This is a genomic window from Sphingobacterium sp. UBA7855 (assembly GCA_002500745.1).
Lineage (GTDB): Bacteria > Bacteroidota > Bacteroidia > Sphingobacteriales > Sphingobacteriaceae > Sphingobacterium.
On the sequence record DLST01000014.1, the window covers coordinates 101,823 to 126,037 of the forward strand.

The following is a 24,215-nucleotide window of genomic DNA, read 5'->3' on the forward strand; positions in this document are numbered from 1 at the left end:
ATCACTTCAATTCTGTAATAGCACATTTGTCCATATCATCATAATCTAGATTTTCGCCGGCCATACCCCATATGAAGGTGTAATTTGAAGTTCCCGCCCCTGAGTGAATAGACCATGGCGGTGAAATGACAGCTTGGTCATTTTGCATCCAAATATGTCTTGTTTCATCAATAGGCCCCATGAAATGCGATACAGCCTGTCCTTCAGGTAATTCAAAATAGAAATAGACTTCCATACGACGATCATGTGTATGCGATGGCATGGTATTCCATACCGATCCAGGCTTCAACTCGGTCATCCCCATCTGTAACTGACAAGTTTGTACCACTTTGTTTAATAACATCTGATTAATTGTGCGGTGGTTGGACGTCTCTAATGATCCCAATTCTATTTTATTTGCATCTTCTTTCGTTACTTTTTTAGTAGGGTAACTGCAATGTGCAGGTGTTGAGTTTAAATAGAACTTTGCGGGCTGCGCGGCATCTTTGCTTGAAAAATATACTTCCTGAGCCCCCTGTCCAATATAGAGCGCTTCTTTGGTATTCAGATCGTAGGTAACACCGTCAACTTCTACCTGTCCGTTTCCTCCAACATTGATAATACCCAATTCTCTTCTCGAAAGGAAGTAAGGTTCTTTTAATAATGCCGAGATGGTCTCTAATTTGATTTTTGAACTTACCGGCATCGCCCCTCCAGCCATATAGCGGTCATAGTGGGTATAGACAAAATGAATTTTATCTGCTTCAAAAACTTTTTCAATTAGAAAATTTTCTCTTAATCCTTGTGTGTCTAAAGTTTTGTATTCTTTGGGCCCTATTGCATAGCGGGATTCAAAATTAACGCTCATAACTGAATTATTTTTTTGTTTGAATGCTAAATTTAAGGCTAATATTTATCAATAACGATACAATGTTACGCAAACGATGTCGTAGCACCGTGGGGTTTTATTTTTGCTCAGCAAGCTCCTATTTAACGCCCGGATGTTTGTATAACAACTTTCCACCAATTCCTATATTAACAAGGAGATAACAGGGGGTTTACAGGGGGATAGCAGGGGGTTAACAGGGGTTTACCCCTGTTAACCCCCTGCTACTACCTTATAAAGATGATTAAATAGCGGGGTTAATGGTAGATTTGGTGTTATTTTGATAAGATGTTGGTAGTATTCGCATAACTAGAAAGAATAATTGGTGGTTGTATGAATATTATTTACATCTCGGTTTCAGATTTACTAACTTCGTAAATGGGGATAGAGAAATATCGCAATGAGGTGGATATACACGATGACCCGATGAATAAAAAATAATTTACATATGAAGCCCAATATTTTAGTTGTTAATGACGACGGTATCACAGCCCCAGGTATCAAGGTGTTGTTGGAGGAAATGCAGAAAATAGGAAATGTTGTCGTCGTTGCTCCAGATTCTGCACAATCTGGTATGGGGCACGCCATCACACTTGGCAGGCCGTTACGTTTAGATAAAATCAATTTATATGAAGGGGTTGAAATGTATCAGTGTTCAGGGACGCCGGTAGATTGTGTCAAGCTGGCTGTCAATAAAGTTTTCAAAGGTCAAAAGCCGGATATCTGTGTATCGGGCATTAATCATGGTCTCAATAATTCCATTAATGTGTTGTATTCCGGCACCATGTCTGCTGCGGTAGAAGGAGCGATCGAAGGGATTCCTTCCATTGGTTTCTCGTTAGATAACTTTTCCCGTGATGCTGATTTTAGCCCTTGTAGGCCTTATGTGATATCTATTACTGAACAGGTATTGGCAAACGGACTCCCTAAAAATACCCTGCTGAATGTCAATTTTCCACAAACTTCGGGTTTTAAAGGTATTAAAATTTGTAGGCAGGCTGGAGGGCATTGGGTGGAGGAGTTTGATGAACGAATTGATCCCCATAATCGCGATTATTACTGGACAACAGGTAAATTTGTGTTGCAGGACAGAGGAGAAGATACCGATTGTTTTGCTTTAGCCAATGGCTATGTATCTGTCGTTCCTACACAGTTTGATATGACGGCGCATCATGCCATTCCTGAACTGAATTCGTGGAGTTTTGACCATCTTGAAGAAAAGAGTAGCAGTCGGAAACGTGAAAAATAATTTTTGGATAGGTTTGGGTATCGGTGCTGCATTTCCAGTATTGGCTCATATATTGGTACGTTTCACGGATCTTGCACTTCACTTTTTACCCGAGAAGCCTATGGCTATCTATACCATAGCCGTACTGATAAATTTAGTGCTATTACGTTTTGCTTATCGGTCGGGAAACGATCAACTTGGAAAGGGAATTATTGCAAGTACTTTCTTGGCGATGATTATCTATCTGATAACGCATAAAATTACGGTTTGATTAAATTTGTAAAACTCATCGGATTGATGGGAAAAATTTGTACAACATGAAATTAACATTAGGATTTTCTCCATGTCCCAATGATACATTTATTTTTGATGCATTGATTCATCATAAGATAGATACTAAGGGATTGGATTTTGAAGTGGAATATCACGATGTGGAGACCTTAAACTTAAAAGCTTTTCAAGGCGAGCTTGATATTACCAAACTAAGTTATCATGCTTTTGCCTATGCTGTTGAGGACTATGAATTGCTCGATGCAGGGAGTGCGCTGGGCTTTGGTGTGGGGCCCATGCTAATTACGAAAGATCCAAAGATGGCGAAATTACTTCAACAAAAATTGGAACGCGCAGAAAGCATGGAAGCATTCGATCAATTGAAAATTGGCTATCCAGGAAAATATACAACGGCTAATTTTTTATTGAGCTTGGCTTTCCCTGAGTTGAAAAATAAAATAGAACTGGTTTTTTCTGATATTGAAGGCGCCTTATTGGATGGTTCTATTGATTTAGGATTGATTATTCACGAAAATAGATTCACCTATGCGAAAAAAGGATTGCATAAAGTTGTCGATCTCGGGGACTATTGGGAGAAAACGACAAAATTTCCGATTCCTCTTGGCGGAATTGTCGTAAAACGTAGTCTGCCGCAAGAAGTAAAAGATACATTGAATACAATCTTGAAAGAAAGTGTTGAGTTTGCCTTTGCCAATCCGAAGTCTGGTCTGGAGTTTATTCGCGCACATGCACAGGAAATGAGTGAAGAGGTGATGTACAAGCATATCGAACTTTATGTCAATAAATATTCAGTAGCGTTGGGTATTGAAGGACGTAACGCAATTACCAAGATGTTTGAAAAGGCTCAGGAACTCGGTTTTATACCGCATTCGGAAAAGAAATTATTTTTGTCATAAGTTAGCTGCTACCAATAGGTCCTTATATTGTGTTCAAAAAAGCATGTAAAATGCACTAAACGAACACAAATATATCCTGGCCTCCTGTTAGAATTAGGGAACTGACATATTCAATAAAAATAACGTAAAAAAAATGGGCCTAAGCTGTTAGATATCATATCTAATAACTAAATTTGCCCGATTAGTGTCAAATTGTCTGCAATTTTACTTTGGAGTCATTATTGTACAAAATCTTAAGTTGAGATAGAAAAAAAATTATGTTAAAGTTTTTAAGTAAATTATTTGGAAGTAAATCCGAGAGAGATATCAAGGGAATTCAGCCTGTGGTAGACCAAATCAAAGCTGAATATGAGAAGCTTTCAAATCTAACCAATGACGAGTTACGTGCCAAGACCGTTGATTTCAAAGAAAGAATTAAGAATTACCTCGCAGATATTGACCAAGAAATTGATTCGCTAAAGAAGGAAGCGGAGGAAGATGAGGACGATATGGCAAAGAAAACTTCTATTTACGAGCAAGTGGACAAGCTGTCTAAAGACCGTGATAAGAAGTTGGAAGAGGTATTGAAGGATATTTTGCCGGAGGCATTTGCCGTGGTTAAAGAAACTTCCAGACGTTTGACGGAAAACGAAGAATTAGAAGTTACTGCCAACGATTTTGATAGAGAGCTGGCTGTTTACAAACCAAATGTTGTCATCAATGGAGATAAAGCAATTTGGAAAAATAAATGGATGGCAGCTGGTACTGAAGTCACTTGGAACATGGTTCATTACGATGTCCAATTGATTGGTGGTATTGTGTTACATAGCGGAAAAATCGCTGAGATGGCTACGGGAGAGGGTAAAACCTTGGTAGGAACATTACCTACTTATTTAAATGCTCTTTCTGGTCAAGGTGTGCACATCGTAACGGTGAACGATTACCTTGCTCGACGTGACTCTGAATGGAATGCTCCATTATTTGAATTCCATGGTTTGTCTGTTGACTGTATCGATAAACATCAGCCAAATTCTCCACAACGTCGTAAGGCCTATCAATCGGACATCGTATATGGTACAAATAACGAGTTTGGTTTCGATTATCTACGGGATAATATGGTTCAGACTCCAGATGCATTGGTACAGGGAAAATTACACTTTGCTATGGTCGATGAGGTGGATTCCGTATTGATTGACGATGCGCGTACGCCTTTGATTATCTCTGGTCCAATTCCACGTGGTGATCAACATGAATTTTACCAATTGAAACCACGTATTGAGCGCTTGGTGCACGTTCAGAAAGCGTATATTAATACCGTTTTAAATGATGCTAAAAAAGCATTGGCCGCTGGTGATTCTGATGTTGAAGGCGGTGGTTTAGCACTATTAAGAGCTTATAGAGGTTTACCCAAAAATAAAGCTTTAATCAAATTCTTAAGTGAGGGTGCAAACCGCTCTATCTTGCAAAAAGTTGAAAATTACTATATGCAGGAGCAAAATAAAAATATGCCTAAAGTAGATGCGGAGCTTTATTTTGTCATAGACGAAAAGAACAATCAAGTAGAATTGACAGAGAAAGGTATCGAGTTGATTACAGCAACTGGAGAAGATCCTTCCTTCTTTATATTACCGGATGTTGGTACTGAAATCGCTGAAATTGAAAAGTCTTCGTTGACTTTGGAAGAGAAGGCCGCTAAAAAGGAAGACATGTTGCGTGATTATTCAATTAAAGCAGAGCGTATTCACTCGATCAACCAACTGTTAAAAGCATATACCTTGTTTGAAAATGATGTTGAATATATCGTTGATGAAGGTAAAGTAAAAATTGTTGATGAGCAAACAGGTCGTATCATGGATGGCCGTCGTTATTCGGATGGCTTGCACCAGGCGATTGAAGCGAAGGAAAATGTGAAAGTAGAAGATGCTACACAAACTTACGCTACGATTACATTGCAAAACTATTTCCGTATGTACCACAAGCTTTCGGGTATGACTGGTACGGCATCGACCGAGGCCGGCGAGCTTTGGGAAATTTACAAACTTGATGTAGTTGAGATTCCAACCAATCGTGTGGCTCAACGCGATGACCGTCAAGATTTGATTTATCGTACTGCGCGTGAAAAATACAATGCAGTAGCCGAAGAAATTCAACGATTGACCGATGCAGGACGTCCAGTATTGGTCGGAACGACATCTGTAGAGATATCGGAGCTGTTAAGTCGTATGCTACAACTGCGTAAGATCAAACACAATGTTTTGAATGCTAAGTTACACCAAAAAGAAGCTGATATCGTTGCTGAAGCTGGACGTCCTGGACAGGTGACTATCGCTACAAATATGGCTGGTCGTGGTACGGATATTAAATTGACTGAGGAAGTGAAAAAGGCTGGAGGTCTTGCGATTATCGGTACGGAAAGACACGAATCTCGTCGTGTTGACCGTCAGTTACGTGGTCGTGCTGGTCGTCAAGGAGATCCAGGTTCATCGCAATTCTTTGTTTCACTTGAAGACAACTTGATGCGTTTATTTGCTTCCGAGCGGATTTCTAACATCATGGTGAAAATGGGAGTCGAAGAGGGTGAAGTGATGCAACATAGTATGTTGACCAAATCCATTGAGCGTGCGCAACGCAAAGTCGAAGAGAATAACTTTGGTATCCGTAAACGTCTATTGGAGTATGACGATGTCATGAATTCACAACGTACCGTCATCTATTCAAAACGAAAAAATGCCTTGTTTGGAGAGCGTTTAGATGTGGATTTGAATAATATGATTTTTGACGTTGCTGAAGAAATTGTCGTTGAAGCGAAAGAACAGGGTAACTACGAAGATTTTCAAATTGAAGTAATCCGTATTTTTGCAATCACACCAGAAATTACCGCAGAAGAATTTGCTCAAGGCAAAATTGAAGCCTTGACCGAACGTCTTTTCGAGCATGCACTCGATGCTTATCATCATAAAATTGAAGCCGTTGGTGCTTTGACAGTACCTGTTCTGAATAATGTCTATGCAGAAAGAGGTCAAATTGTCGAAAACGTAGTCATTCCATTTACCGATGGTATCCGTGGCATTCAGGTTTCGGCCAATTTGAAAAAAGCGATTGAAAGCAACGGTAAAGAAGTTTTTAAGTCTTTTGAAAAAGGAATTGTTCTAGCCTTAATCGACGAGGCTTGGAAAGAGCACTTGCGTGAAATGGATGATTTGAAACAGTCCGTTCAGAACGCTGTTTATGAACAGAAAGATCCGATTATCATTTATAAAATGGAGGCATTTGATTTGTTCAAAGGAATGCTGGCTTCCATGAATAAGGATGTGGTAAGCTTTATTTTCAAAGGGGAGATCCCTGGTCAAGAGCCGACTTCCATGCAAGCGAGACAAGTGCAGCAGGCTCCAGTGAAAACTGTTGAAACAAAAGCGGAGTTGACTTCACCTACAGGCGTGAGTGAAGAAGATGTGAACGATGGACCAAAAGAACCTGTTCGTAATGAAAATACGGTTGGACGCAATGACGAGTGTCCTTGTGGTTCAGGAAAAAAATATAAAAATTGCCACGGCGCAAATAACTAATCGATAAGAAAGGTTAAACTATGCTGAAGAGAGGATTGATTTTCGTACATGTACTTGTGTTGTTTTCTGTTGTTCAAGTAAAGGCGCAGGAAAAAGGTGGAGTAATTGTAACCAAAGATACGTTGATTACACAGCTTCAAAATTTCAGGGCAGCTATGGGAATCAATCCTGTCGAAAGCAAAGCGACAGCAGTACCTGCTAAGCCCATTGTCCGATCTGCGGCATCGCGGGTCAAAGTAAGAGGCTTTCGCGTCCAGATATTTGCTGGTTCGAGCAGAAATCAAGCGTTTTCGGAGCAGACACGTTTCCGAAACATGTATAAAGATATTGATACTTATATCACCTATGATGAACCCAATTATCGCGTCAAGGTAGGAGATTTTAGAAGTCGATCGGAGGCAAATGCCTTCATGCGCGAGTTACGTCAATATTTTAACAATGTCTTTGTATTTTCGGAGAACGTTTTTGTCTATCAATAAATCAATCAACCTTTTATGGCAAGTACGAAAGAAAAAGTCCTGGCCCTAGCTCATCAATATTTTGAAGATACGGTTTCCAATCGTAGACATCTTCATCAGAATCCTGAACTTTCCTTCGAAGAACACAATACCTCGGCTTTTGTAAAATCGCAGCTGGATCAATTGGGAATTCCCTATGAGGCTAAAGCCGATACAGGAATTGTCGCTTTAATCACGGGTGACCTACCTTCCAATGAAGTAATTGCATTGCGTGCAGATATGGATGCTTTACCCATTCAAGAAGTGGAGGGGCGTTCATATGGATCTAAAAACCCAGGGGTGATGCATGCCTGTGGCCATGATGTACATACTTCTTCTCTTTTGGGGACAGCTAAAATATTGTATAGCCTAAAAGCTGAATTTGGAGGAACAATCAAATTGATCTTCCAACCCGGCGAGGAGCGCTTACCAGGTGGTGCCTCTTTGATGATAAAAGAAGGGGCATTACAAGACCCTGCTCCATCGGCCATTATAGGACAGCATGTAATGCCTTTTATAGAAGTGGGAAAAGTTGGATTCCGTGAAGGTAAATATATGGCTTCATGCGACGAATTATTTATGACGGTAAAAGGAAGAGGCGGGCACGGTGCTCACCCCCATCAGAATATCGATCCTATTGTAATCACAGCTCAGATTATTACCGCTTTACAACAGGTAGCCAGTCGCTTTGCAGACCCGCGTACACCAACGGTATTATCTTTTGGAAAGATAATGGCTAATGGGGCTACAAATATTATCCCCGATCAGGTTTATTTGGAAGGTACATTTCGAACATTTGACGAGAAATGGCGTGCTGAAGCCCACGAAAGAATGGTGAAAATTGCTGTTGGAATCGCCGAAAGCATGGGGGCAACCTGTGAATTTGAAGTTCGTAAAGGATATCCCTTTCTAATCAATGAGCCTGAACTCACTAAAAGTGCGCGTGCTTTTGCTGAAGAATATCTCGGTAAGGAAAACGTTGTTGACCTAGATCTATGGCCGGCAGCGGAAGATTTTTCGTATTATTCGCAGGAAATCGATGCTTGTTTTTATCGTTTGGGTACAGGTAATACAGCGCGAGGGATCTCTTCGGCTGTACATACACCGACCTTTGATGTGGATGAGGCTGCTTTGGAGATTAGTACGGGATTGATGGCTTACATTACCTTGCGTAGGCTCGGTTGTTAAATAGAACCTATGTCATCGCACCATATTGTCCGCGAAAATCAGGAACCGGCATTACTGATTGAAGATCTTTTTCTTATTGATGAAGAGGATTTGGGCCAGCTGTTGGAATGGAGCCCAACCATTTTAATCGAAGAAGGAACAATGGATTTACTGGACGCAAGAGGGTATAAGTTCGATATTGTTTTTACAAAAAGTGCCATTAACGCATCTCAGGAGAACCTAAAGGTAATTTCTTATGATGTTGCTTTTCTAAAAGCTGCGATCGAATACCTTATAGCACATCAATATAAAGCGGTAAATATTGTTTCGGATCAGTTGGATTTAGGCTATTATCGGGCCTATCTTGAGCAGATAAATATTGTCCTCTTTTCCAACGGCTTTCGTTATTATTTTGTGACAACAGGGTTTACCAAATGGAAGGCAGAAGGTGAGCGAATTCTGATAGGTGGCATTGATAAGGACGAAGATATTAAGTATACGGGATTGATCAAGATAAATGATAAGGAATACGAAATGGAAAAGGATGGCTTATTAATACTTGAATTTTCCCAAGTAAAATACATTTTAATAGGAGAGAAGATCACATGATAACAATCGAACTGGCGGAGCAAAGCGATATCAGAAGCATTTCCAATATGGCTTATATCATTTGGCCGCTTACTTATGCTGAAGTACTTTCGCAAGATCAAATCGACTTTATGCTGGAAAAAAATTATACAGTGGAAGGGCTTGCGGAAAGTATGGTCAATGGTCAGTTTTTTTATGTATTGAAAGAAGATGGTATCGGGCAAGGGTTTATTGCATTGAAGACGCTCGAAGATCGCGTACGTATCGAAAAACTCTACTTGATGCCGGGTGTACAGGGTAAAGGGTTCGGAAAAACACTGATAGACTTCGCTTCAGAAAAAACAGTTCTAAAAGGAAGAGGTATTCTTGAACTGAATGTCAACAGGAATAACCCTGCTTATCATTTTTATTTGAAGCAGGGCTTTAAAGTGGTTCAAACCGTCGATATTCCTTATTATGACTATGTACTAAACGACTATGTTATGCAGAAGGAGGTCAAAGCGACTGCTGTTTCTTAATCTTTTAGTTTTTCGACTCGGGAAGGTGTTTGTCTGCCTTTGACAATTCCTGCGGCACCTATCGCGATAGCTTCTATACTGGAAATGATATTTTGAACGTTTAGCGTAGATACTTCATCTTTTACAGTATGATAGTATTCATCCTTGTCCATTTGGGAGGTTGAGAACGAATGTGCCGGAACCCCCTTGGCCGCTAGCACTGCATTGTCACTTCGGTAAAACAGATTCTGTTTAGTGTAAGGGTCGGGGTAGAATCTGAAGGTCGTATTTTTCAGATTCTCCTGCATCAATTGGCCCAGATTGGATTGATCGTATCCGGTAATGTACACGGTATTAGGGCCGAATTTAGAATCTTTTCCAATCATTTCCATATTGATCATGGCCACTACTTGGTCGGCATCGATATGGTTGGAAAAATATTTTGAGCCGTACATGCCCAGTTCTTCTGCGGTAAAGGCAACGAAAATAAGAGTCCTTTCATTCTTATTCTGTTTTTTGTAATAATCTGCGAGGGTCAACATTGCTGTCACGCCCGAGGCATCATCATCTGCTCCATTGGCAATGGAATCTTTACCAACAGCCGGAAGAATACCAATATGGTCGTAATGTCCCGAAAAGATGACGTATTCGTTGGGCTTACTTTTTCCAGGAATGATGCCCGCCACATTGAACAGTGGAAATTTTTGAAGAGCTTTTTTAATCTGAATTTTATAAGTTGTCGGGATTTCCTTTGTCAGGAGATAGACAATTGAAGGTTTCTGTACTGTAGCATCTTCGATAAATTTAGGCGAGTTAAGCATTTGACCAAAACGGACAAAATAGTTTTCAAAAGAGGGATCTACCAATACAAGTGTATTTTCTTTGGACAAGGAATGTTCTCTAAATACTGTGGAAAAATCATCCCCCGATTTTATTTTCACAATAGTTATAGCGCTTTTATTATCCCATTCCAAATCCACCTGGTGGCCAAGTGAAATAATGTGATCTGCAGGAATAACCTGGTTATTTACCGTTGCAGATTTGCTCACTGGGGAGATTTTATCTAGTTCAAAAGATTGTCTATAGCTTTGTTCTGCATAGGGTGTGAGACCTATTCTTTTCATTTCGCCGGCAATAAAATCTGCTGCTTTTTCAATATCTTTTGTGAGCGCAGATCTACCACGCATATCGTCAGCAGCCAAGGTATTCAGTATACGGCTAACATCTTGGCGTTCCTGATTGGAAATAACCTGTTGTCCATAGGTAATTGCCGAAATTGCCAGCAAAGATAAGGATAAAATAATTTTAGGTATTGAATTCATATAAAGCTCAGTAATATCTGCATGAAGATAAGGAAAATTCTATAAGTGGACAGCGGGCGGAAAAAATGTAGTATATTTGACTATTAAATTGTTTGAAAATGAAAGAAGTATCTGTAGAAGAATTAAAGAATAAAATCGATAACAAGGAGGATTTTCAATTGATTGATGTTCGGGAACCGTTTGAATATGAAGTATCAAATCTAAATGGATTGAATATACCGCTTTCGGGCATATTGATCGAGGCTGATAAGATCGCAAAGGATAAGCCAGTGATCGTACAATGTCGTTCAGGAAAGCGTTCTGCGCAGGCAATCATGTTATTGGAACAACAGGGTTTTGACAACCTGTCAAATCTAAAGGGCGGAATATTGGCTTGGAAAGAGGAGATCGACCCCGAGTTAGACGTTTATTAAAATGAAGAATTTAGAGCATCAGACTAAACAAGCTTTCCTGTTTAGTCTTGCTTTTTATATCGTTGCCATGTTGGCGCGAATATTTAACCTTGGCGTTTTCCCTATGCTGGGAAGCCTTTCGATCTTATTATCGCTAATATGGGTAATTTTGGTTCTACGGGAAATCATGCTTTCAAGAACGATCTCCAATACTGAACGGATGGTTATGGCTTTGACGATTGTTTTATTGAATATTGTTGGTGGGGCATTCTATTTCTTTGGTGGATGGAGAGAACGGGTATTAGGAGTAATAAAAAAATAATATGTTAAAGTATTTTTTTCTAAATATAGTTTTAAGTTTAGCCATTGTATTTTTAATCTACAGTGGTTTTGAAGGGTATAAGGCCGGCAACATGCTGGTAACAGGATTGTCTATCGCCTTTTTGGTCGTATTGATCTATCTGCGTGTGGTTTTGAGCAAACGAGTTCGGTCGCTTATTCAACAAAAGGAGAGTGGAAAACAACAACCAACTGCAAAACAAAAGAAGAAGTAATAAAAAAAGCCTGCTTTAAGCAGGCTTTTTTTTATTACTTCACAAATGGTGGTTTTGTTACTTTTGCTTTGATTTTTTGATTACGGATGAGAATGAAGATTTCACTACCATCTTTTGAAAAAGCTGTATCCACATAACCCAATCCAATTGATTTTTTTAATGTTGGGGATTGCGTTCCCGAAGTTACACGTCCAATTACATTTCCTTCGGCATCGACAATTTCATAATCATGACGTGGAATGCCTCTGTCAATCATTTCGAAACCGACAAGCTTTTTCTTCAAACCAGCTTCTTTTTCCGCTTTGAGTGCTTTAGAGTTCACAAAGTCTTTTGTAAACTTCGTTACCCAGCCCAAGCCACCTTCTAAAGGCGATGTATGATCATCGATATCATTTCCATATAGGCAGAAGCCCATTTCTAGGCGTAGGGTATCGCGGGCACCTAAACCAATTGGTTTGATTCCATAAGGCTTGCCCGCCTCAAAAATAGCGTCCCAAACTTTCTGCGCATCTTCATTGGCCACATAAATTTCAAAACCTCCAGCGCCAGTATATCCTGTTGCAGAGACCAAAACATTCTCTACACCCGCAAATGTACCTTTTGCAAAAGTGTAATATTCCATGGGAGCTAATTCGATATCGGTAAGCGATTGAAGTGCATCAGCAGCCTTAGGTCCTTGAACAGCAAATAAGGAAGTTTGATCTGAGATATTTTTCATCTCTACTCCATCCGTATTATACTTTGATATCCAGTTCCAATCTTTTTCGATATTCGACGCATTGACAACCAAAAAATACGTTTTATCGTCTATACGGTAAGTTAGGAAGTCATCAACTACACCGCCAGTTTCATTTGGGATATAAGCATATTGAACTTTCCCATCGTATAATTTTGACACATCATTGGAAGAGATTTTTTGAAGTAGGTCCAGGGCTTTTTCACCTTTTAAGATGAATTCACCCATATGGCTTACATCAAAAACTCCTACACCTGTACGAACTGTTTCGTGCTCATCATTAATGCCCGTATATTGTACCGGCATGTTGAAGCCTGCAAAGGGAACCATTTTTGCTCCTAAAGCAATGTGCGTCTCCGAAAGGGCGGTATTTTTTAACATAAAAATTAAGTTTTAGTCAGCTGCAAATTTAATAAAATATACGTGATTCCTCACTGTGAATCTATTTTAGAACAATCGATTTAATTGTTGACTTTAAGGGAATAGACGGTCAGGTTATCATCGTCGCTATCGTTATCCTCACAAAGTAAGAAAACTAAACCGTTGGCTGTTTCTTCTTTCAGCGTGATTCCTTCAAATTTGTGCTTTTCGGGAATTTCGAATGTCTCGGGTTTGCCAGAAAGATCTGAAGGTATTTTTCCAAGAAGGGAACCTCCGATTTCTCCATCCAGATAGGTCGATTTTGCGTCTTCGGCGGTAGCGATAAAATAGATTTCATTTCCAATCAGGGTCGCATCTGAGAAGCCTGTCGAGATGCCATTTAGCTTGGGTAGTTCAATCGGGATACATCGGGACTGGCCAGGAGAAAGCGGGTGATACTCTAAAATGGCATTTGTGCCTTTAGGACCATTTCCCCGGTTAAAAAATAGGATCTTATCTTTTACATGAACAACACCTTCAATATTGAAGTCTTCTTTGGAAATACTGAATTTTTCCATTAACGAAGAATAGATTTTACTGAAGTCTTCCTCGAGGACTGTTTTGCCGTCCCAAATAAAACGATGGTTTCTGTTTGGGGTAGAACCAGAACCATAAAGATAATAGCGACTTCCATCGAAAGTGATCGATTCCAAATCCAATTTAGCTGCTTTAGCAATGTTTTCCATCGGATCAGACTGGCGTAGTACCGTTTTAGACAACTTTTGGTCTGCGATGTGATAGCTGTAGATGTAATTGCTATTGTCAGAAACGATATGGATCTGCCTATCCTGATAGACAATACCAGAAGCTGCGGTGATACCGGATATGCTCATGAAAGCTTCAAGAATCAATTTTAACATACGTTGTTGAGATTTAGTATTTCCAATACGCGCTCGAAATCAGCTTGCAAGGTCGCTTTGATATGTACGTCATCACCCGATAAAGGATGTTTAAAGGTTAGCTCCGACGCATGTAAGAGCATGGTATCCATTTGGTACGTTTCTTTCCAAAACTTATTTTGTTTGTTGCATCCATGCGGGCGATCGCCGATAATTGGATGGAAGATATGCGCGAAATGGCGGCGTAACTGATGCATACGACCTGTAATTGGATTGGCTTCGACGAGACTGTATCGTGACGTCGGAAATTTTCCGAAGGGAACGGCAAGCTCGCTTTGAGCAAGTAAACGAAAAGATGTTTGTGCTTCCTGAACCGTACCATCGTCCCTTTTTAAGGGATAATCAATCAGACCTTCCGCTGGCGCGAAACCCCTGAGTACAGCGAGGTATTTTTTGTCGACCTTGCGCTCCTGAAAACTTTTTTGTAAATATTGGTCAGTCTCCTTATTTAGCGAAAATAGCAGTATGCCTCCAGTCTTCCTGTCCAAACGATGTGCCGGATAAACTGTTTTTCCTAGTTGGTCCCGAAGGAGCTGTAGCGCAAACTCTGAAGCATCGCGTGCGATAGAAGATCGGTGTACCAATAGTCCATGCGGTTTATTGATAGCAACGATAGATTCGTCTTCGTAAAGTATTTCTAAAGGCATATTAGATCTTTTTCAATGCAGCAATAATTTCGTCTGCTTTTTCATCAATTTTTGGGCTCAGCCAAATATGTTTGAAAGCTCCTCCACCTATGATCTGTTCGGTGCCCTGCCATTTTATTTTTGTTAAAGAAAACAAATAGTAGTTGTCTACCACGACCGAAGTTTGAATAAATTTATCGACAATGTCATTTCCGAAGAGCTGCATTCCCAAGCCAAAAAACTCTCTATCTTTGGCATGGAGCTGATTTTTTAATAATTGTTCGGCTTTCGCACGTACAATTTTTTCATGTTCCTCTTTGCTGGGGTTCGTCAAAATTGCGGCCAGCATGACGATGATCAAAATCAGTGCAAATATTCTTTTTTTACTCATTTTAAATTCGAGATTAAGTTTTGGATGTCATAACGGGATAACTATCGCCATCAAAATTATTAAATAGATATTAGATATAGGGCATTGTTTCCCCAGAAATACCAAGGATTCCATTTTAGCGGAAGAATGACAGGAATTGTTGGCATTAGATACCATTAAGCAGCGAAAAAGCCCAAGAAAAAAAGGTCCAAATAAGATATAACGTAACCGAAATGAGGAGTAAAAAAACAATTAGTATACTGATGATGATGCCAATGCCCGATCCGGTATGCTTTCCTTCGTAATAGTGTTGTCTGAGCAATTTGATGTTCTTTTCGTTGGCCTTGCTAAAGAAATCGAGCAAGTTTCCGAGTAGTGGAATGCTACCAAGAATCGCGTCCAGTGATATGTTCAAAAGCATCCGTATAACGAGCTTGGGGCTGGCACCGTTACGCCACATGGCAATTACAAGGATTAAAGATGTACCAAAGCCTGCTATCGCACCGCCTAGGGGAATAAGGTTTAACAGCGGATCTAGGCCAAACCGAAAGCCTCCAATTTTAAACTGATTATCCATTAACCAAGATATTCGGTCTATCCAACCGAAATCTTGGTCAATTTGTTTTAATTTATCTGCGGGAGTTTTCTCTCGATGCATGATTACAATAATTCGAACGAAGCGCTGATCTCACTTGTTACTTTCATTGGTCTGATATTTAAGTCAAGCCCGCCACCGTCAGCACTATCTGCTGATTGTTCCATTGCACCTTTATACATCGCATTGCGCATCATCGGCTGAACGCCAAAGATAATCTGCTGCGGTGTTTCAGACAATACAATAGCCTTTCCGATTTTTTGCCCTGCTGCTTCTGCTAAAATCTGCGCATTGACTTTGGCATCCAATACTGCTTTAGTTTTTAAGCTTTTTTCCAGTTCTTTTTTCTTCGAGTAATCATACTCACTGATATAAGTACTTTGGATACCCGCTTTGTCGACGCCATCTAGTAATTGATCCAAATTATTTAAGTTAGTTACCTTAATACGATATTGTCTAGAAAGCAGTATATCGGTGTCTTTTTTCTTTTTGTCCGGTACATTGTAGCTCCAGATGTTTTGGATGGTAAAATCTTCTTTTTTGACACCAGCTTTTGTTGCCGAATCAAACAGATCTTTTTCTAGTTTGTCTATTGCAACTTTTTTCTTGGTGTTACCGTTTTCATAAAACTCTTTTAGCGTCACATCGATATAGATGATGTCGGGAGTTACTTCTTCTTCTGCACGTCCCACCGTGGATACAAACTCTTTATTAACCATTTGTTGCGCATTTAATTGAGTCATAAAACCTAAAAAGGCAAGTCCTAATACTATTTTTTTCATATTTTTTGTCTTAAAGTTTTTCTAATTATACGATTGCTATTATCGCACTGCTACAAGATTGGAGCCAAAGTTGATGAAAAAGTTTAACGGGTAAAAAAAATAAAAAGGTTAAAATTTTTGATTTTATTTCTATACCTTTAGGGAAATTAATAACATAGTGCCATGCAAGAAGGTAAAGTAAAATTCTTTAATGAGACCAAAGGTTTCGGTTTCATCATCCCTAACTCAGGCGAGAGCGAAATTTTTGTTCACGTTTCTGGATTAGTAGACAAAGTTCGTGAGAATGATAGTGTATCTTACGAAGTTGAACAAGGCCGTAAAGGTCTTAATGCGGTAAATGTAAGAGTTATCTAATAAGATTGAAGATATATTTATTGTGAAAAAGCCTATGCGAAAAGCATAGGCTTTTTTATGCAGTTGTATTTCATGAGCCAGGATTGATATTATCCTTAGCATTGGCAATTCCAAGGAGTAGGTGCGGGAGCAGTTGTTATGGTCGGTTAAACATTTTGGACTGATAATTGTAACGAAGTGTTTAAAATATGGAGATTAAGATGAAACGCACTTTATTATTAATTTTTTCTGTCGTAATAGCGATTTCCATGTCGGCATGTTATTCTACTCATCATGGCCACAGCCATGGGCGAGGTCCGAAAAAAATGCCGCCAGGTCAGGCTAAAAAATACTACGGAGAGCAGTCTGCTCGTGATTTTGCTCCTGGGCAGCAAAAGAAAAAGCATAGACATTAACAACACAGCATAAAAAAAGCTTTCACAGGAATGTGAAAGCTTTTTTTATAAGGTTTTAGAATCTAAGCGAAGGGATCCTTGTCAGGTGCTGGCGGTGTTGGATTTGAAGGCTGCGAACTTCCAATTTGTGAACTTCCAAATGGGTCTTGCGTACGAGAAGAACCAAATGGATCTTGGCTTTGATTAAAAGGATGATTTATAGCATTTTCAGCGGCCTTAGGATCTGGTCCATATTGGTTAGATGCTTTGTCACCTTCCAATACCAATAAGTAAAGCAGATAAATCCAACCAATAAATGGAATCAAGGAGACTAATATAAACCAGCCTGATTTATTGGTGTCATGTAGTCTTCGGACTGTAACGGCTATCCCTGGAATTAGTAAAGCTAAACTTACTAAGCCTGAGACATACGTAAATAAGCTTGCAATTTGTCCCAATATTGCAAATACTGCGCTAATGATGAGATTTGCAAGGAAGAACATCCAATATTCCTTTCGACGGGCTCTACCCTCAAAATTGGCATAGTTGTCTCGAACAACTTTTAAAAAGGCTTCTTTAAGTTCCATATTATTAATACTTTTTTTGGTGAAAATTATGTTAGTAAACTATATGTTATTTCAGTTTTGTTACAATAAATGTACCAAGAATTTATCCAAGAAATCAATTATTATAGACAAGGCGATAGCTAACTGGAATGTATTGGCTAGATATTCAGTTTGTATTTTTGGTTTGAGATCTTTAATTACTCCATGAAAATTTTCATTTCTAAGGGATAAGGACTCGTTGGGTTATAAGGAGGGCTTGAATCGAAAACTCTTACCGAAAAATCTCTTCGAGAATGTAGAGCGATTTTATTTCTTTAAAATTTGTACGGTGCAAGCGATAGAAATCAAGTACTTTTTCCAACAAAAATTGTCTATCTGAGCTGGTCATTTTAATTCGCTCGCAATTTGAATATTCGGAATCAATTAAGGTTCTAAAAATTGACGTATGTGGTTCCTGTAAAACAAGCGGGTGTTCGGGGAGACTATTTGAAAAGGTTGCTTCGTAAAGATTGAAATAGGGGAGTACTTGTTTCGATTTGGCCGGATAAAACCCAAGGAAGCGTGTGAGTTTTATTAAAAAGACAAGATGAAAATTGGCGAGGTTTGAATGACTTTGATCCAGCCAAAGTATGGATTGATGAATAAATTCGAAAAGGTAGCTGTCATGTTCTTGTTCCTTCAGTATCTTATAAAGTATTTCATTCAGAAAAAGAGCCAGCGAACTTTTGACGATATCATAAGGTATTTCTTGCAGTGCGGGTACTTGACGTGCTTCAGAGATCCTTTGGAGTGAACCATTATCTTTATGCGTGGCGACTATTTCCAATAAATGTAAAGGTTGGAGAATATTGGCCTTGATTTTTGCTTTAGGCTTCCTTGCTCCGGCAATAAGATAAGATTGCATGCCAAAATGTTCGGTATATAGCTGGGCAACGAGACTACTTTCCGAATAGTTTGTTGTTTTTAAGACTACAGCTCTAGTTTTGTTCAGCATTCCCTTCTTTATCTTTTTTATGTCCTTCCTCACGCATCTCCATGAGGGCATCTCGGTCTACCTTACGAATCATGCGATAGATTAAAGTCAGGAATCCGACACTAAATACGATTACTCCAATCAGCATAGCGAGCTTATACCAGTTAGAGCGTTGTTCCATGAGATAATATCCCCCTATCACCAGTACGACACCGATAATTATTTCCCTTATACCCTTGCGAAGATATTTGTTCATAAATGTGAATTGTTGAAAACTATTTTTCTTTACAGAGCAAATATAATACAATAAAATCCTTTATTTTTGCCGATACCCTTCCTATGTAGAACTATTTTTAAAAATAATTCCAATTATCTTGTTGCTTATCTAAAAAAAAATATAGATATTTGCAAACTCTTTGCAGAGAGTGCAAAGGATTAACATATTGTAATAAAGACAACAAAAAAATAATATCATGTCAAGAATTTGTGATTTAACAGGCAAAGCGGCGTTAACAGGGAATAACGTTTCTCACTCAAACGTTAAAACTAAACGTAAATTCTATCCAAATTTACAAACTAAGCGTTTTTACATTCCAGAAGAAGATCGTTGGATTACGTTGAAAGTATCTACTTCTGCTATCAAGACTATCAACAAGAACGGGATTACAGCAGCGATCAATAAATTTATCGTTAAAGGCTCAATCTAATTGATTGTCGCGCCTGTTACATTAAGATTATTCATGAAATTTCAATCCTAATAGGATTCAAAATAAAGTAAAACAATGGCTAAAAAAGGAAATAGAGTACAAGTTATCTTAGAATGTACTGAACACAAAGAAAGTGGTCTTCCGGGAATGTCTCGTTACATCACTACTAAAAACAAAAAGAACACAACTGAGCGTTTAGAGTTGAAAAAATTCAACCCAGTATTGAGAAAAGTTACTGTTCATAAAGAAATTAAGTAAGTCACATATCTTGGCACTTGAAAGAGATGCTAAGTAAAATATTAATATACCATGGCAAAGAAAGCAGTTGCATCGTTACAAAAAGGTGGCGGTAAAGAATTTACAAAGGTTATTATTACTACTAAATCTGCAAAAACTGGCGCGTATACTTTCAAAGAAGGTATGGTTCACAACGATAAAGTGAAAGACGTAGTTGCAGCAGCTCAAAAATAACGAGTAGTATTTTCCTTTTTTAAAGTTTTTCTTTAAAAAGAATTCGATAAAAATAGCCGTTTTGGTATCCTACCGAAAGGGCTTTTTTTGTTTAGGACATTTGTTTATATTTGAACATCAATTTTCACTACACATTCCATGGGATTATTTGATTTTTTTAAGAAAAAACCACAAACACAAGAAGAAGAACAGGCCCTAGATAAGGGTTTGGAAAAAACAAAAGAAGGCTTTTTATCCAAGATTACAAAAGCTGTAGTTGGTAAGTCCACTGTAGATGACGATGTATTGGATAATCTGGAGGAAGTTTTGGTTACTTCTGATGTGGGGGTTACGACGACTTTAAAAATCATTGATCGCATACAGGCCCGTGTTGCCCGAGATAAATACGTTTCTACTTCAGAGCTAAATAATCTGTTGAAAGAGGAAATTCAAACGTTACTGGCAGAGAACAATAGCGCTGATTTCGAACATTTCAATTATGGTGAGCATAAACCCTATGTCATTATGGTCGTGGGTGTTAATGGGGTTGGTAAAACAACAACTATTGGCAAACTGGCTCATCAGCTGAAGCAAGCTGGCAGCAAAGTGGTTTTGGGTGCTGCGGATACCTTTCGTGCTGCGGCCGTTGATCAACTTAAATTATGGGGCGAGCGTGTTGGCGTTCGTGTTGTCGCTCAGGCCATGGGGTCAGATCCTGCTTCAGTGGCTTATGATACCGTAAAATCCGCTGTCGCAAATGGTGAAGATGTCTGTATCATAGATACGGCAGGACGGTTGCATAATAAGGTTGGCTTAATGAATGAGCTAACTAAGATCAAGAACGTTATGCAAAAGGTTGTTCCGGGAGCGCCACATGAAATCTTGTTGGTTTTGGATGCCTCAACAGGGCAAAATGCCATTGAGCAGTGTACACAATTTACGCAAGCAACAGATGTGAACGCCTTAGCTTTGACGAAGCTCGATGGAACAGCTAAGGGGGGCGTAGTTATCGGTATATCCGATCAATTTAAGATCCCCGTGAAATATATTGGTGTAGGAGAGAAAATTGGTGATCTTCAGTTGTTTAACAAAAAGGAATTTGTAGACTCCCTTTTTAAATAGAGTCTGCCTTCAAATCATATGAAGACAAAATACGCGAAACCAGCCCCGTCGGTTAATAAACCACGTGTCAATGTGGTCACCTTGGGCTGTTCGAAAAATATTCACGATAGTGAAGTTCTGATGGGTCAGTTGAAAGGCAATCAGATGGAAGTTGTTCATGAAGCATCAAATATACAGGCGAATGATATTGTCGTGATCAATACCTGCGGTTTTATTGATAATGCCAAGCAGGAATCTATAGATGCCATCTTGCAATATTCGGATTTAAAAGAACAGGGGAAAATCAATAAAGTAATCGTTACCGGCTGCCTTTCAGAACGGTATAAACCAGAGTTGCAGTCTGAAATCCCCAATGTTGATGCTTTTTTCGGTACGAACGATTTGCCGGATCTATTGTCTTCCATTGGTGCTGATTATCGGCACGAATTGCTTGGTGAGCGACTATTGACAACACCTTCTCATTTTTCTTATTTTAAAATTGCTGAGGGGTGTAACCGCCCATGTTCTTTTTGTGCAATTCCTTTGATGCGTGGTAAGCACATTTCCAAATCCATAGACGATCTGGTGAAAGAAGCTAAATTCCTTGCATCGAATGGTACCAAAGAGTTAATTTTAATAGCGCAGGATCTAACTTATTATGGCCTCGACATCTATGGAAAGCGCAATCTTTCTGATCTCATGCGTCATTTATCGGATGTCGATGGTATCGAATGGATCAGACTGCAGTATGCCTATCCTTCGGGGTTCCCAATGGATATTTTGGACGCCATGAATGAACGTTCAAATATCTGTAATTACTTGGATATGCCATTGCAACATATATCTGATCCGATGTTGAAGTCTATGCGCAGAGGTACAACAAAACAGAAACAGATTGATCTTGTCAATGCCATACGTGACAAAGTTCCGGATATCGCCTTGCGTACAACATTAATTTGTGGTTATCCAGGTGAAACTGAACAGGACTTTCAGGAGATGTTAGATTGGGTTGAAGAGACTCGTTTTGACAGGTTAGGTTGTTTTACTTATTCTCACGAAGAAAAAACACACGCACATACTTTGGAAGATGATGTACCTCAGGAAGTAAAAGAGGAGCGTGTCGAAGCGATCATGGAAGTTCAGCAAGGGATTTCCTATGATATCAATCAGTCTAAGGTTGGTCATACCTATAAAGTGCTGGTTGATCGTATCGACGGCGATTACTTTATTGGCCGCACAGAATACGACTCTCCAGAGGTTGACAATGAGGTCTTGATTCCTGCTGCAGATTCTTATGCACGTATTGGTGATTTTGTTCAGGTAAAAATCGACCGTGCCGAAGATTTCGATCTATATGGTGAAATTGTAAGGAAATAAGTTTAAAAGCTTATAGATGAAAATAGAAACAAATGGGCCTCCTTTATTCAAAGGAGGCCCGTTTGTTTCTAGACAATTGTCAGTAAAATGATATAATTTAAAAGCTACAGAAGCTTTTTGTGAAAATTCACTATTTTGTCGACGCAAACTCGATACATTTGTAAGCGTATAATCCCCATTTTAAACAATCTATAGCCGTTTAAAATCAGATTCAAGAAATCCCGTCGTTTTACGGGTGACTCAGCCTTCTGATTAAAATTGAAAATAGGTTCTATTTAACGAAAAGATGCACTGCCATGTCAGCTTCCTTTGGGGATTTCCGTTATCAATTAAGAACAGAGAATAATTAATAAAATTTGCAGATGAAGGCAACTTATATTGAATATAGTGAAACAAATAGCTTCTCCAAGACTTTATTAGCCTATTTGGCACATGATGAGGCCTTAGAACCTTTTGTTGGGAATTGGCCTACCTGGGCCGGTTTTGAAAAGCAATTGAACGAAAAGAAGAAATTTGAATACCGGGAGATTCTTGTTGAGCGTCTTAAAAAGCAATATGGTGAACTATTAAAGGATTCTCCTGCTGTAGCGGCCAATATAGCGCTGTTGCTCGATCAGAATTCTTATACCATCACGACCGGGCATCAGCTCAATATTTTTACCGGGCCTTTGTATTTTATTTTTAAAATCATGACGGCCATTCGTTTGTCTGAAGATTTGAAGAGCAGACATTCCGATAAAAATTTTATTCCAGTTTATTGGATGGCGACCGAAGACCACGATTTTGAAGAAATCAACCATACGAAAGTCTTCGGTAAGAAAATTAGTTGGGATACAGCCGCTGTTTCTGCTACCGGAAGAATGGATACAACGACGATTGTTGACGCCGTGAAGCAGTATACAAATATTTTAGGGCTTTCAGAAAACTCCACTCGGCTTACACGCATTGTGGAAGAAGCCTATTTGAACCATGATCGTTTAGCCGATGCAACGCGGTATATGGTCAATGAATTGTTTAAGTCATACGGCCTTTTGATTATTGACGCGGATGATCGGGCATTGAAGGAACTGTTTAAGCCGATTATTAAAGAAGATATCTTCTCTGAAAATAGCTTTAAGGCAATAACTTCTCGATCGGAGGAGTTGGAGTCAAAGGGTTTTTCTACTCAAGTACACGCACGTGAAATTAATTTCTTTTATTTAACGGATGAATTTAGGGAACGTCTCGTGCTCACTGCTGATGGCCGATACGAAGTATTGCATCAGAATATTTATTTTACAAAGGCGGAGTTGGAGCAAGAAATCGAGCATCATCCCGAGCGGTTCAGTCCCAACGTGGTTATGCGTCCGATGTATCAAGAAATTATACTTCCTAATCTTGCGTACATTGGCGGTGGAGCCGAAATGGTCTATTGGATGCAATTAAAGTCGAATTTTGACCACTATCAGGTCGATTTTCCAATTTTGATACCACGCAATTCAGCGATGATAACAGACGATAAAATAGCGGCTAAGTTATTTCGCGTTGATCTTACTTTCAAAAGTATCTTTCGTTCAGCAGAAGTGCTGAAGAAGGAATATGTACGGCGCCATACTAAAGAACGTCTGAATCTCAACGACGAATGGATGGAGCTGAATGCCATTTTTGGTAAGATAAAGTTGCGAACCCATAAAATTGATCCAAGTTTAGGGCCGAGTACGGAGGCAGTAAAAGCACGATTAAAAAAAGCGATCAATAATTTAGAAAAAAAGCTGTTGAAAGCCGAGAAGCGAAATCACCAACACGCTTTAACCGATATTGATCAAGTTAAGGAAAAACTCTTCCCGGGAGGAGGGCTGCAGGAAAGATCTGAGAATTTCGCTTTACTTTACGTTAAACATGGCGATAACCTCTTCAAGGATCTTTACAAGTACTTTAATCCATTGGATTTTAAATTCACAATTTTGTATTAGGAAGTCAGCTTCGGCTGACTTTTTTCTGTCGTATTTGATGAGATTGCCAAGAAAGAACTTTCATTTCAATTTCTGTTGGTATTAGCGTAAG

At 39.2% G+C, this 24,215-nt stretch carries 30 protein-coding genes; 19 read left to right on the forward strand and 11 right to left on the reverse strand.

What is annotated here, in order from left to right; genetic code table 11:
* Position 1: 1 nt before the first annotated feature.
* Positions 2–847: a 5-dehydro-4-deoxy-D-glucuronate isomerase gene (kduI, locus tag B2107_RS12225; protein ID WP_293955905.1), complete on the reverse strand. Its 846-nt coding sequence runs from the start codon at positions 845–847 to the stop codon at positions 2–4.
* A 466-nt stretch (positions 848–1,313) separates the two neighbouring features.
* Between kduI and surE the strand changes: the two genes are divergently transcribed.
* From surE to B2107_RS12265, 8 genes are all read left to right on the forward strand, one after another.
* On the forward strand, positions 1,314–2,114 hold the full coding sequence (surE, locus tag B2107_RS12230) for a 5'/3'-nucleotidase SurE (protein ID WP_293955906.1): 801 nt from the start codon (positions 1,314–1,316) through the stop codon (positions 2,112–2,114).
* Positions 2,104–2,364, forward strand: a complete 261-nt coding sequence (locus tag B2107_RS12235; RefSeq protein WP_293955907.1) for a hypothetical protein — start codon at positions 2,104–2,106, stop codon at positions 2,362–2,364. Before surE ends, B2107_RS12235 begins: the two co-directional genes overlap by 11 nt.
* Before the next feature lie 46 nt (positions 2,365–2,410).
* Positions 2,411–3,280, forward strand: coding sequence for a 1,4-dihydroxy-6-naphthoate synthase (locus B2107_RS12240; RefSeq protein WP_293955908.1), 870 nt, complete (start codon positions 2,411–2,413; stop codon positions 3,278–3,280).
* A gap of 257 nt (positions 3,281–3,537) precedes the next feature.
* Complete coding sequence (gene secA / locus B2107_RS12245; protein WP_293955910.1) at positions 3,538–6,825, forward strand: preprotein translocase subunit SecA; 3,288 nt, start codon at positions 3,538–3,540, stop codon at positions 6,823–6,825.
* Positions 6,826–6,845: 20 nt separating this feature from the next.
* Entirely contained in the window at positions 6,846–7,304 is a 459-nt protein-coding gene (locus B2107_RS12250; protein ID WP_293955911.1) for an SPOR domain-containing protein, read from the forward strand.
* 15 nt (positions 7,305–7,319) lie between these two features.
* A complete protein-coding gene (locus B2107_RS12255; protein ID WP_293955912.1) occupies positions 7,320–8,510 on the forward strand; it encodes a M20 metallopeptidase family protein in 1,191 nt (396 codons plus the stop codon).
* 9 nt (positions 8,511–8,519) lie between these two features.
* Positions 8,520–9,098: a hypothetical protein gene (locus B2107_RS12260; protein ID WP_293955913.1), complete on the forward strand. Its 579-nt coding sequence runs from the start codon at positions 8,520–8,522 to the stop codon at positions 9,096–9,098.
* A complete protein-coding gene (locus tag B2107_RS12265; RefSeq protein ID WP_293955914.1) occupies positions 9,095–9,595 on the forward strand; it encodes a GNAT family N-acetyltransferase in 501 nt (166 codons plus the stop codon). The genes B2107_RS12260 and B2107_RS12265 overlap by 4 nt, the downstream gene beginning before the upstream one ends.
* On the opposite strand, the gene B2107_RS12270 is transcribed toward B2107_RS12265, so the two are convergent.
* Positions 9,592–10,896 carry a M20/M25/M40 family metallo-hydrolase gene (locus B2107_RS12270; RefSeq protein ID WP_293955915.1) on the reverse strand — a complete coding sequence of 435 codons (1,305 nt, stop codon included), beginning with the start codon at positions 10,894–10,896 and terminating at the stop codon, positions 9,592–9,594. The genes B2107_RS12265 and B2107_RS12270 overlap by 4 nt on opposite strands.
* Before the next feature lie 98 nt (positions 10,897–10,994).
* On the opposite strand from B2107_RS12270, the gene B2107_RS12275 reads away from it, so the two are divergent.
* The 3 genes from B2107_RS12275 to B2107_RS12285 are packed head-to-tail and all read left to right on the forward strand — an operon-like array spanning position 10,995 to position 11,842.
* Positions 10,995–11,309, forward strand: a complete 315-nt coding sequence (locus B2107_RS12275; protein WP_293955916.1) for a rhodanese-like domain-containing protein — start codon at positions 10,995–10,997, stop codon at positions 11,307–11,309.
* A gap of 1 nt (position 11,310) precedes the next feature.
* Complete coding sequence (locus B2107_RS12280; RefSeq protein ID WP_293955917.1) at positions 11,311–11,610, forward strand: hypothetical protein; 300 nt, start codon at positions 11,311–11,313, stop codon at positions 11,608–11,610.
* Position 11,611: 1 nt separating this feature from the next.
* Positions 11,612–11,842, forward strand: a complete 231-nt coding sequence (locus B2107_RS12285) for a DUF6358 family protein (RefSeq protein WP_293955918.1) — start codon at positions 11,612–11,614, stop codon at positions 11,840–11,842.
* Between the two features lie 34 nt (positions 11,843–11,876).
* Here the strand turns inward: B2107_RS12285 and gcvT are convergent, their stop codons facing one another.
* From gcvT to B2107_RS12315, 6 genes are all read right to left on the reverse strand, one after another.
* Positions 11,877–12,959: a glycine cleavage system aminomethyltransferase GcvT gene (gene gcvT, locus B2107_RS12290; protein ID WP_293955919.1), complete on the reverse strand. Its 1,083-nt coding sequence runs from the start codon at positions 12,957–12,959 to the stop codon at positions 11,877–11,879.
* Positions 12,960–13,039: 80 nt separating this feature from the next.
* Positions 13,040–13,858 (reverse strand): DUF6929 family protein, encoded by an 819-nt coding sequence (locus B2107_RS12295; RefSeq protein WP_293955920.1) that lies wholly within the window; start codon positions 13,856–13,858, stop codon positions 13,040–13,042.
* Complete coding sequence (locus B2107_RS12300) at positions 13,852–14,544, reverse strand: pseudouridine synthase (protein ID WP_293955921.1); 693 nt, start codon at positions 14,542–14,544, stop codon at positions 13,852–13,854. The genes B2107_RS12295 and B2107_RS12300 overlap by 7 nt, the downstream gene beginning before the upstream one ends.
* A gap of 1 nt (position 14,545) precedes the next feature.
* Positions 14,546–14,914 (reverse strand): hypothetical protein, encoded by a 369-nt coding sequence (locus B2107_RS12305; RefSeq protein WP_293955922.1) that lies wholly within the window; start codon positions 14,912–14,914, stop codon positions 14,546–14,548.
* Between the two features lie 145 nt (positions 14,915–15,059).
* The gene (locus tag B2107_RS12310; RefSeq protein WP_293955924.1) at positions 15,060–15,551 is read right to left on the reverse strand and encodes a DUF4112 domain-containing protein; all 492 of its coding nucleotides are present in this window, start codon (positions 15,549–15,551) and stop codon (positions 15,060–15,062) included.
* Positions 15,552–15,553: 2 nt separating this feature from the next.
* Positions 15,554–16,270, reverse strand: a complete 717-nt coding sequence (locus B2107_RS12315) for an SIMPL domain-containing protein (RefSeq protein ID WP_293955926.1) — start codon at positions 16,268–16,270, stop codon at positions 15,554–15,556.
* Positions 16,271–16,432: 162 nt separating this feature from the next.
* On the opposite strand from B2107_RS12315, the gene B2107_RS12320 reads away from it, so the two are divergent.
* Both B2107_RS12320 and B2107_RS12325 read left to right on the forward strand, forming a co-directional pair.
* On the forward strand, positions 16,433–16,624 hold the full coding sequence (locus B2107_RS12320) for a cold-shock protein (RefSeq protein WP_209577023.1): 192 nt from the start codon (positions 16,433–16,435) through the stop codon (positions 16,622–16,624).
* A gap of 200 nt (positions 16,625–16,824) precedes the next feature.
* Positions 16,825–17,019, forward strand: coding sequence for a quinol oxidase subunit 4 (locus B2107_RS12325; protein WP_293955927.1), 195 nt, complete (start codon positions 16,825–16,827; stop codon positions 17,017–17,019).
* Between the two features lie 62 nt (positions 17,020–17,081).
* On the opposite strand, the gene B2107_RS12330 is transcribed toward B2107_RS12325, so the two are convergent.
* The 3 genes from B2107_RS12330 to B2107_RS12340 all read right to left on the reverse strand — a co-directional run bounded on the left by B2107_RS12330 (position 17,082) and on the right by B2107_RS12340 (position 18,793).
* Positions 17,082–17,585 carry a DUF805 domain-containing protein gene (locus B2107_RS12330; protein WP_293955930.1) on the reverse strand — a complete coding sequence of 168 codons (504 nt, stop codon included), beginning with the start codon at positions 17,583–17,585 and terminating at the stop codon, positions 17,082–17,084.
* 250 nt (positions 17,586–17,835) lie between these two features.
* Positions 17,836–18,558: a DNA repair protein RecO gene (recO, locus tag B2107_RS12335; protein ID WP_293955931.1), complete on the reverse strand. Its 723-nt coding sequence runs from the start codon at positions 18,556–18,558 to the stop codon at positions 17,836–17,838.
* Entirely contained in the window at positions 18,542–18,793 is a 252-nt protein-coding gene (locus B2107_RS12340; protein WP_293955932.1) for a signal peptidase, read from the reverse strand. The genes recO and B2107_RS12340 overlap by 17 nt, the downstream gene beginning before the upstream one ends.
* A 217-nt stretch (positions 18,794–19,010) precedes the next feature.
* On the opposite strand from B2107_RS12340, the gene rpmB reads away from it, so the two are divergent.
* The 6 genes from rpmB to bshC all read left to right on the forward strand — a co-directional run bounded on the left by rpmB (position 19,011) and on the right by bshC (position 24,124).
* Positions 19,011–19,244, forward strand: a complete 234-nt coding sequence (gene rpmB, locus B2107_RS12345) for a 50S ribosomal protein L28 (RefSeq protein ID WP_046672597.1) — start codon at positions 19,011–19,013, stop codon at positions 19,242–19,244.
* 75 nt (positions 19,245–19,319) lie between these two features.
* Complete coding sequence (gene rpmG / locus B2107_RS12350; protein ID WP_002998409.1) at positions 19,320–19,502, forward strand: 50S ribosomal protein L33; 183 nt, start codon at positions 19,320–19,322, stop codon at positions 19,500–19,502.
* 51 nt (positions 19,503–19,553) lie between these two features.
* Positions 19,554–19,715, forward strand: a complete 162-nt coding sequence (locus B2107_RS12355) for a DUF4295 domain-containing protein (protein WP_070562566.1) — start codon at positions 19,554–19,556, stop codon at positions 19,713–19,715.
* A gap of 138 nt (positions 19,716–19,853) precedes the next feature.
* On the forward strand, positions 19,854–20,816 hold the full coding sequence (gene ftsY / locus B2107_RS12360) for a signal recognition particle-docking protein FtsY (RefSeq protein ID WP_209577034.1): 963 nt from the start codon (positions 19,854–19,856) through the stop codon (positions 20,814–20,816).
* Positions 20,817–20,834: 18 nt separating this feature from the next.
* Positions 20,835–22,172, forward strand: coding sequence for a 30S ribosomal protein S12 methylthiotransferase RimO (rimO, locus tag B2107_RS12365; protein ID WP_293955934.1), 1,338 nt, complete (start codon positions 20,835–20,837; stop codon positions 22,170–22,172).
* Positions 22,173–22,534: 362 nt separating this feature from the next.
* Complete coding sequence (gene bshC / locus B2107_RS12370; protein ID WP_293955936.1) at positions 22,535–24,124, forward strand: bacillithiol biosynthesis cysteine-adding enzyme BshC; 1,590 nt, start codon at positions 22,535–22,537, stop codon at positions 24,122–24,124.
* Positions 24,125–24,215: the final 91 nt, after the last annotated feature.

What these genes read in the sequence shown, in the direction of transcription:
- B2107_RS12265 (WP_293955914.1), top strand. Translation starts at nt 9,095, where the DNA reads ATGATAACAATCGAACTGGCGGAGCAAAGCGATATCAGAAGCATTTCC.
- B2107_RS12270 (WP_293955915.1), bottom strand. Translation starts at nt 10,896, where the DNA reads ATGAATTCAATACCTAAAATTATTTTATCCTTATCTTTGCTGGCAATT.
- gcvT (WP_293955919.1), bottom strand. Translation starts at nt 12,959, where the DNA reads ATGTTAAAAAATACCGCCCTTTCGGAGACGCACATTGCTTTAGGAGCA.
- B2107_RS12280 (WP_293955917.1), top strand. Translation starts at nt 11,311, where the DNA reads ATGAAGAATTTAGAGCATCAGACTAAACAAGCTTTCCTGTTTAGTCTT.
- ftsY (WP_209577034.1), top strand. Translation starts at nt 19,854, where the DNA reads ATGGGATTATTTGATTTTTTTAAGAAAAAACCACAAACACAAGAAGAA.
- surE (WP_293955906.1), top strand. Translation starts at nt 1,314, where the DNA reads ATGAAGCCCAATATTTTAGTTGTTAATGACGACGGTATCACAGCCCCA.
- B2107_RS12305 (WP_293955922.1), bottom strand. Translation starts at nt 14,914, where the DNA reads ATGAGTAAAAAAAGAATATTTGCACTGATTTTGATCATCGTCATGCTG.
- recO (WP_293955931.1), bottom strand. Translation starts at nt 18,558, where the DNA reads ATGCTGAACAAAACTAGAGCTGTAGTCTTAAAAACAACAAACTATTCG.
- B2107_RS12260 (WP_293955913.1), top strand. Translation starts at nt 8,520, where the DNA reads ATGTCATCGCACCATATTGTCCGCGAAAATCAGGAACCGGCATTACTG.
- B2107_RS12275 (WP_293955916.1), top strand. Translation starts at nt 10,995, where the DNA reads ATGAAAGAAGTATCTGTAGAAGAATTAAAGAATAAAATCGATAACAAG.
- B2107_RS12340 (WP_293955932.1), bottom strand. Translation starts at nt 18,793, where the DNA reads ATGAACAAATATCTTCGCAAGGGTATAAGGGAAATAATTATCGGTGTC.
- kduI (WP_293955905.1), bottom strand. Translation starts at nt 847, where the DNA reads ATGAGCGTTAATTTTGAATCCCGCTATGCAATAGGGCCCAAAGAATAC.
- B2107_RS12255 (WP_293955912.1), top strand. Translation starts at nt 7,320, where the DNA reads ATGGCAAGTACGAAAGAAAAAGTCCTGGCCCTAGCTCATCAATATTTT.
- bshC (WP_293955936.1), top strand. Translation starts at nt 22,535, where the DNA reads ATGAAGGCAACTTATATTGAATATAGTGAAACAAATAGCTTCTCCAAG.
- B2107_RS12320 (WP_209577023.1), top strand. Translation starts at nt 16,433, where the DNA reads ATGCAAGAAGGTAAAGTAAAATTCTTTAATGAGACCAAAGGTTTCGGT.
- B2107_RS12355 (WP_070562566.1), top strand. Translation starts at nt 19,554, where the DNA reads ATGGCAAAGAAAGCAGTTGCATCGTTACAAAAAGGTGGCGGTAAAGAA.
- B2107_RS12240 (WP_293955908.1), top strand. Translation starts at nt 2,411, where the DNA reads ATGAAATTAACATTAGGATTTTCTCCATGTCCCAATGATACATTTATT.
- B2107_RS12285 (WP_293955918.1), top strand. Translation starts at nt 11,612, where the DNA reads ATGTTAAAGTATTTTTTTCTAAATATAGTTTTAAGTTTAGCCATTGTA.
- rpmG (WP_002998409.1), top strand. Translation starts at nt 19,320, where the DNA reads ATGGCTAAAAAAGGAAATAGAGTACAAGTTATCTTAGAATGTACTGAA.
- secA (WP_293955910.1), top strand. Translation starts at nt 3,538, where the DNA reads ATGTTAAAGTTTTTAAGTAAATTATTTGGAAGTAAATCCGAGAGAGAT.
- B2107_RS12300 (WP_293955921.1), bottom strand. Translation starts at nt 14,544, where the DNA reads ATGCCTTTAGAAATACTTTACGAAGACGAATCTATCGTTGCTATCAAT.
- B2107_RS12325 (WP_293955927.1), top strand. Translation starts at nt 16,825, where the DNA reads ATGAAACGCACTTTATTATTAATTTTTTCTGTCGTAATAGCGATTTCC.
- rpmB (WP_046672597.1), top strand. Translation starts at nt 19,011, where the DNA reads ATGTCAAGAATTTGTGATTTAACAGGCAAAGCGGCGTTAACAGGGAAT.
- B2107_RS12330 (WP_293955930.1), bottom strand. Translation starts at nt 17,585, where the DNA reads ATGGAACTTAAAGAAGCCTTTTTAAAAGTTGTTCGAGACAACTATGCC.
- B2107_RS12250 (WP_293955911.1), top strand. Translation starts at nt 6,846, where the DNA reads ATGCTGAAGAGAGGATTGATTTTCGTACATGTACTTGTGTTGTTTTCT.
- B2107_RS12310 (WP_293955924.1), bottom strand. Translation starts at nt 15,551, where the DNA reads ATGCATCGAGAGAAAACTCCCGCAGATAAATTAAAACAAATTGACCAA.
- B2107_RS12295 (WP_293955920.1), bottom strand. Translation starts at nt 13,858, where the DNA reads ATGTTAAAATTGATTCTTGAAGCTTTCATGAGCATATCCGGTATCACC.
- B2107_RS12315 (WP_293955926.1), bottom strand. Translation starts at nt 16,270, where the DNA reads ATGAAAAAAATAGTATTAGGACTTGCCTTTTTAGGTTTTATGACTCAA.
- rimO (WP_293955934.1), top strand. Translation starts at nt 20,835, where the DNA reads ATGAAGACAAAATACGCGAAACCAGCCCCGTCGGTTAATAAACCACGT.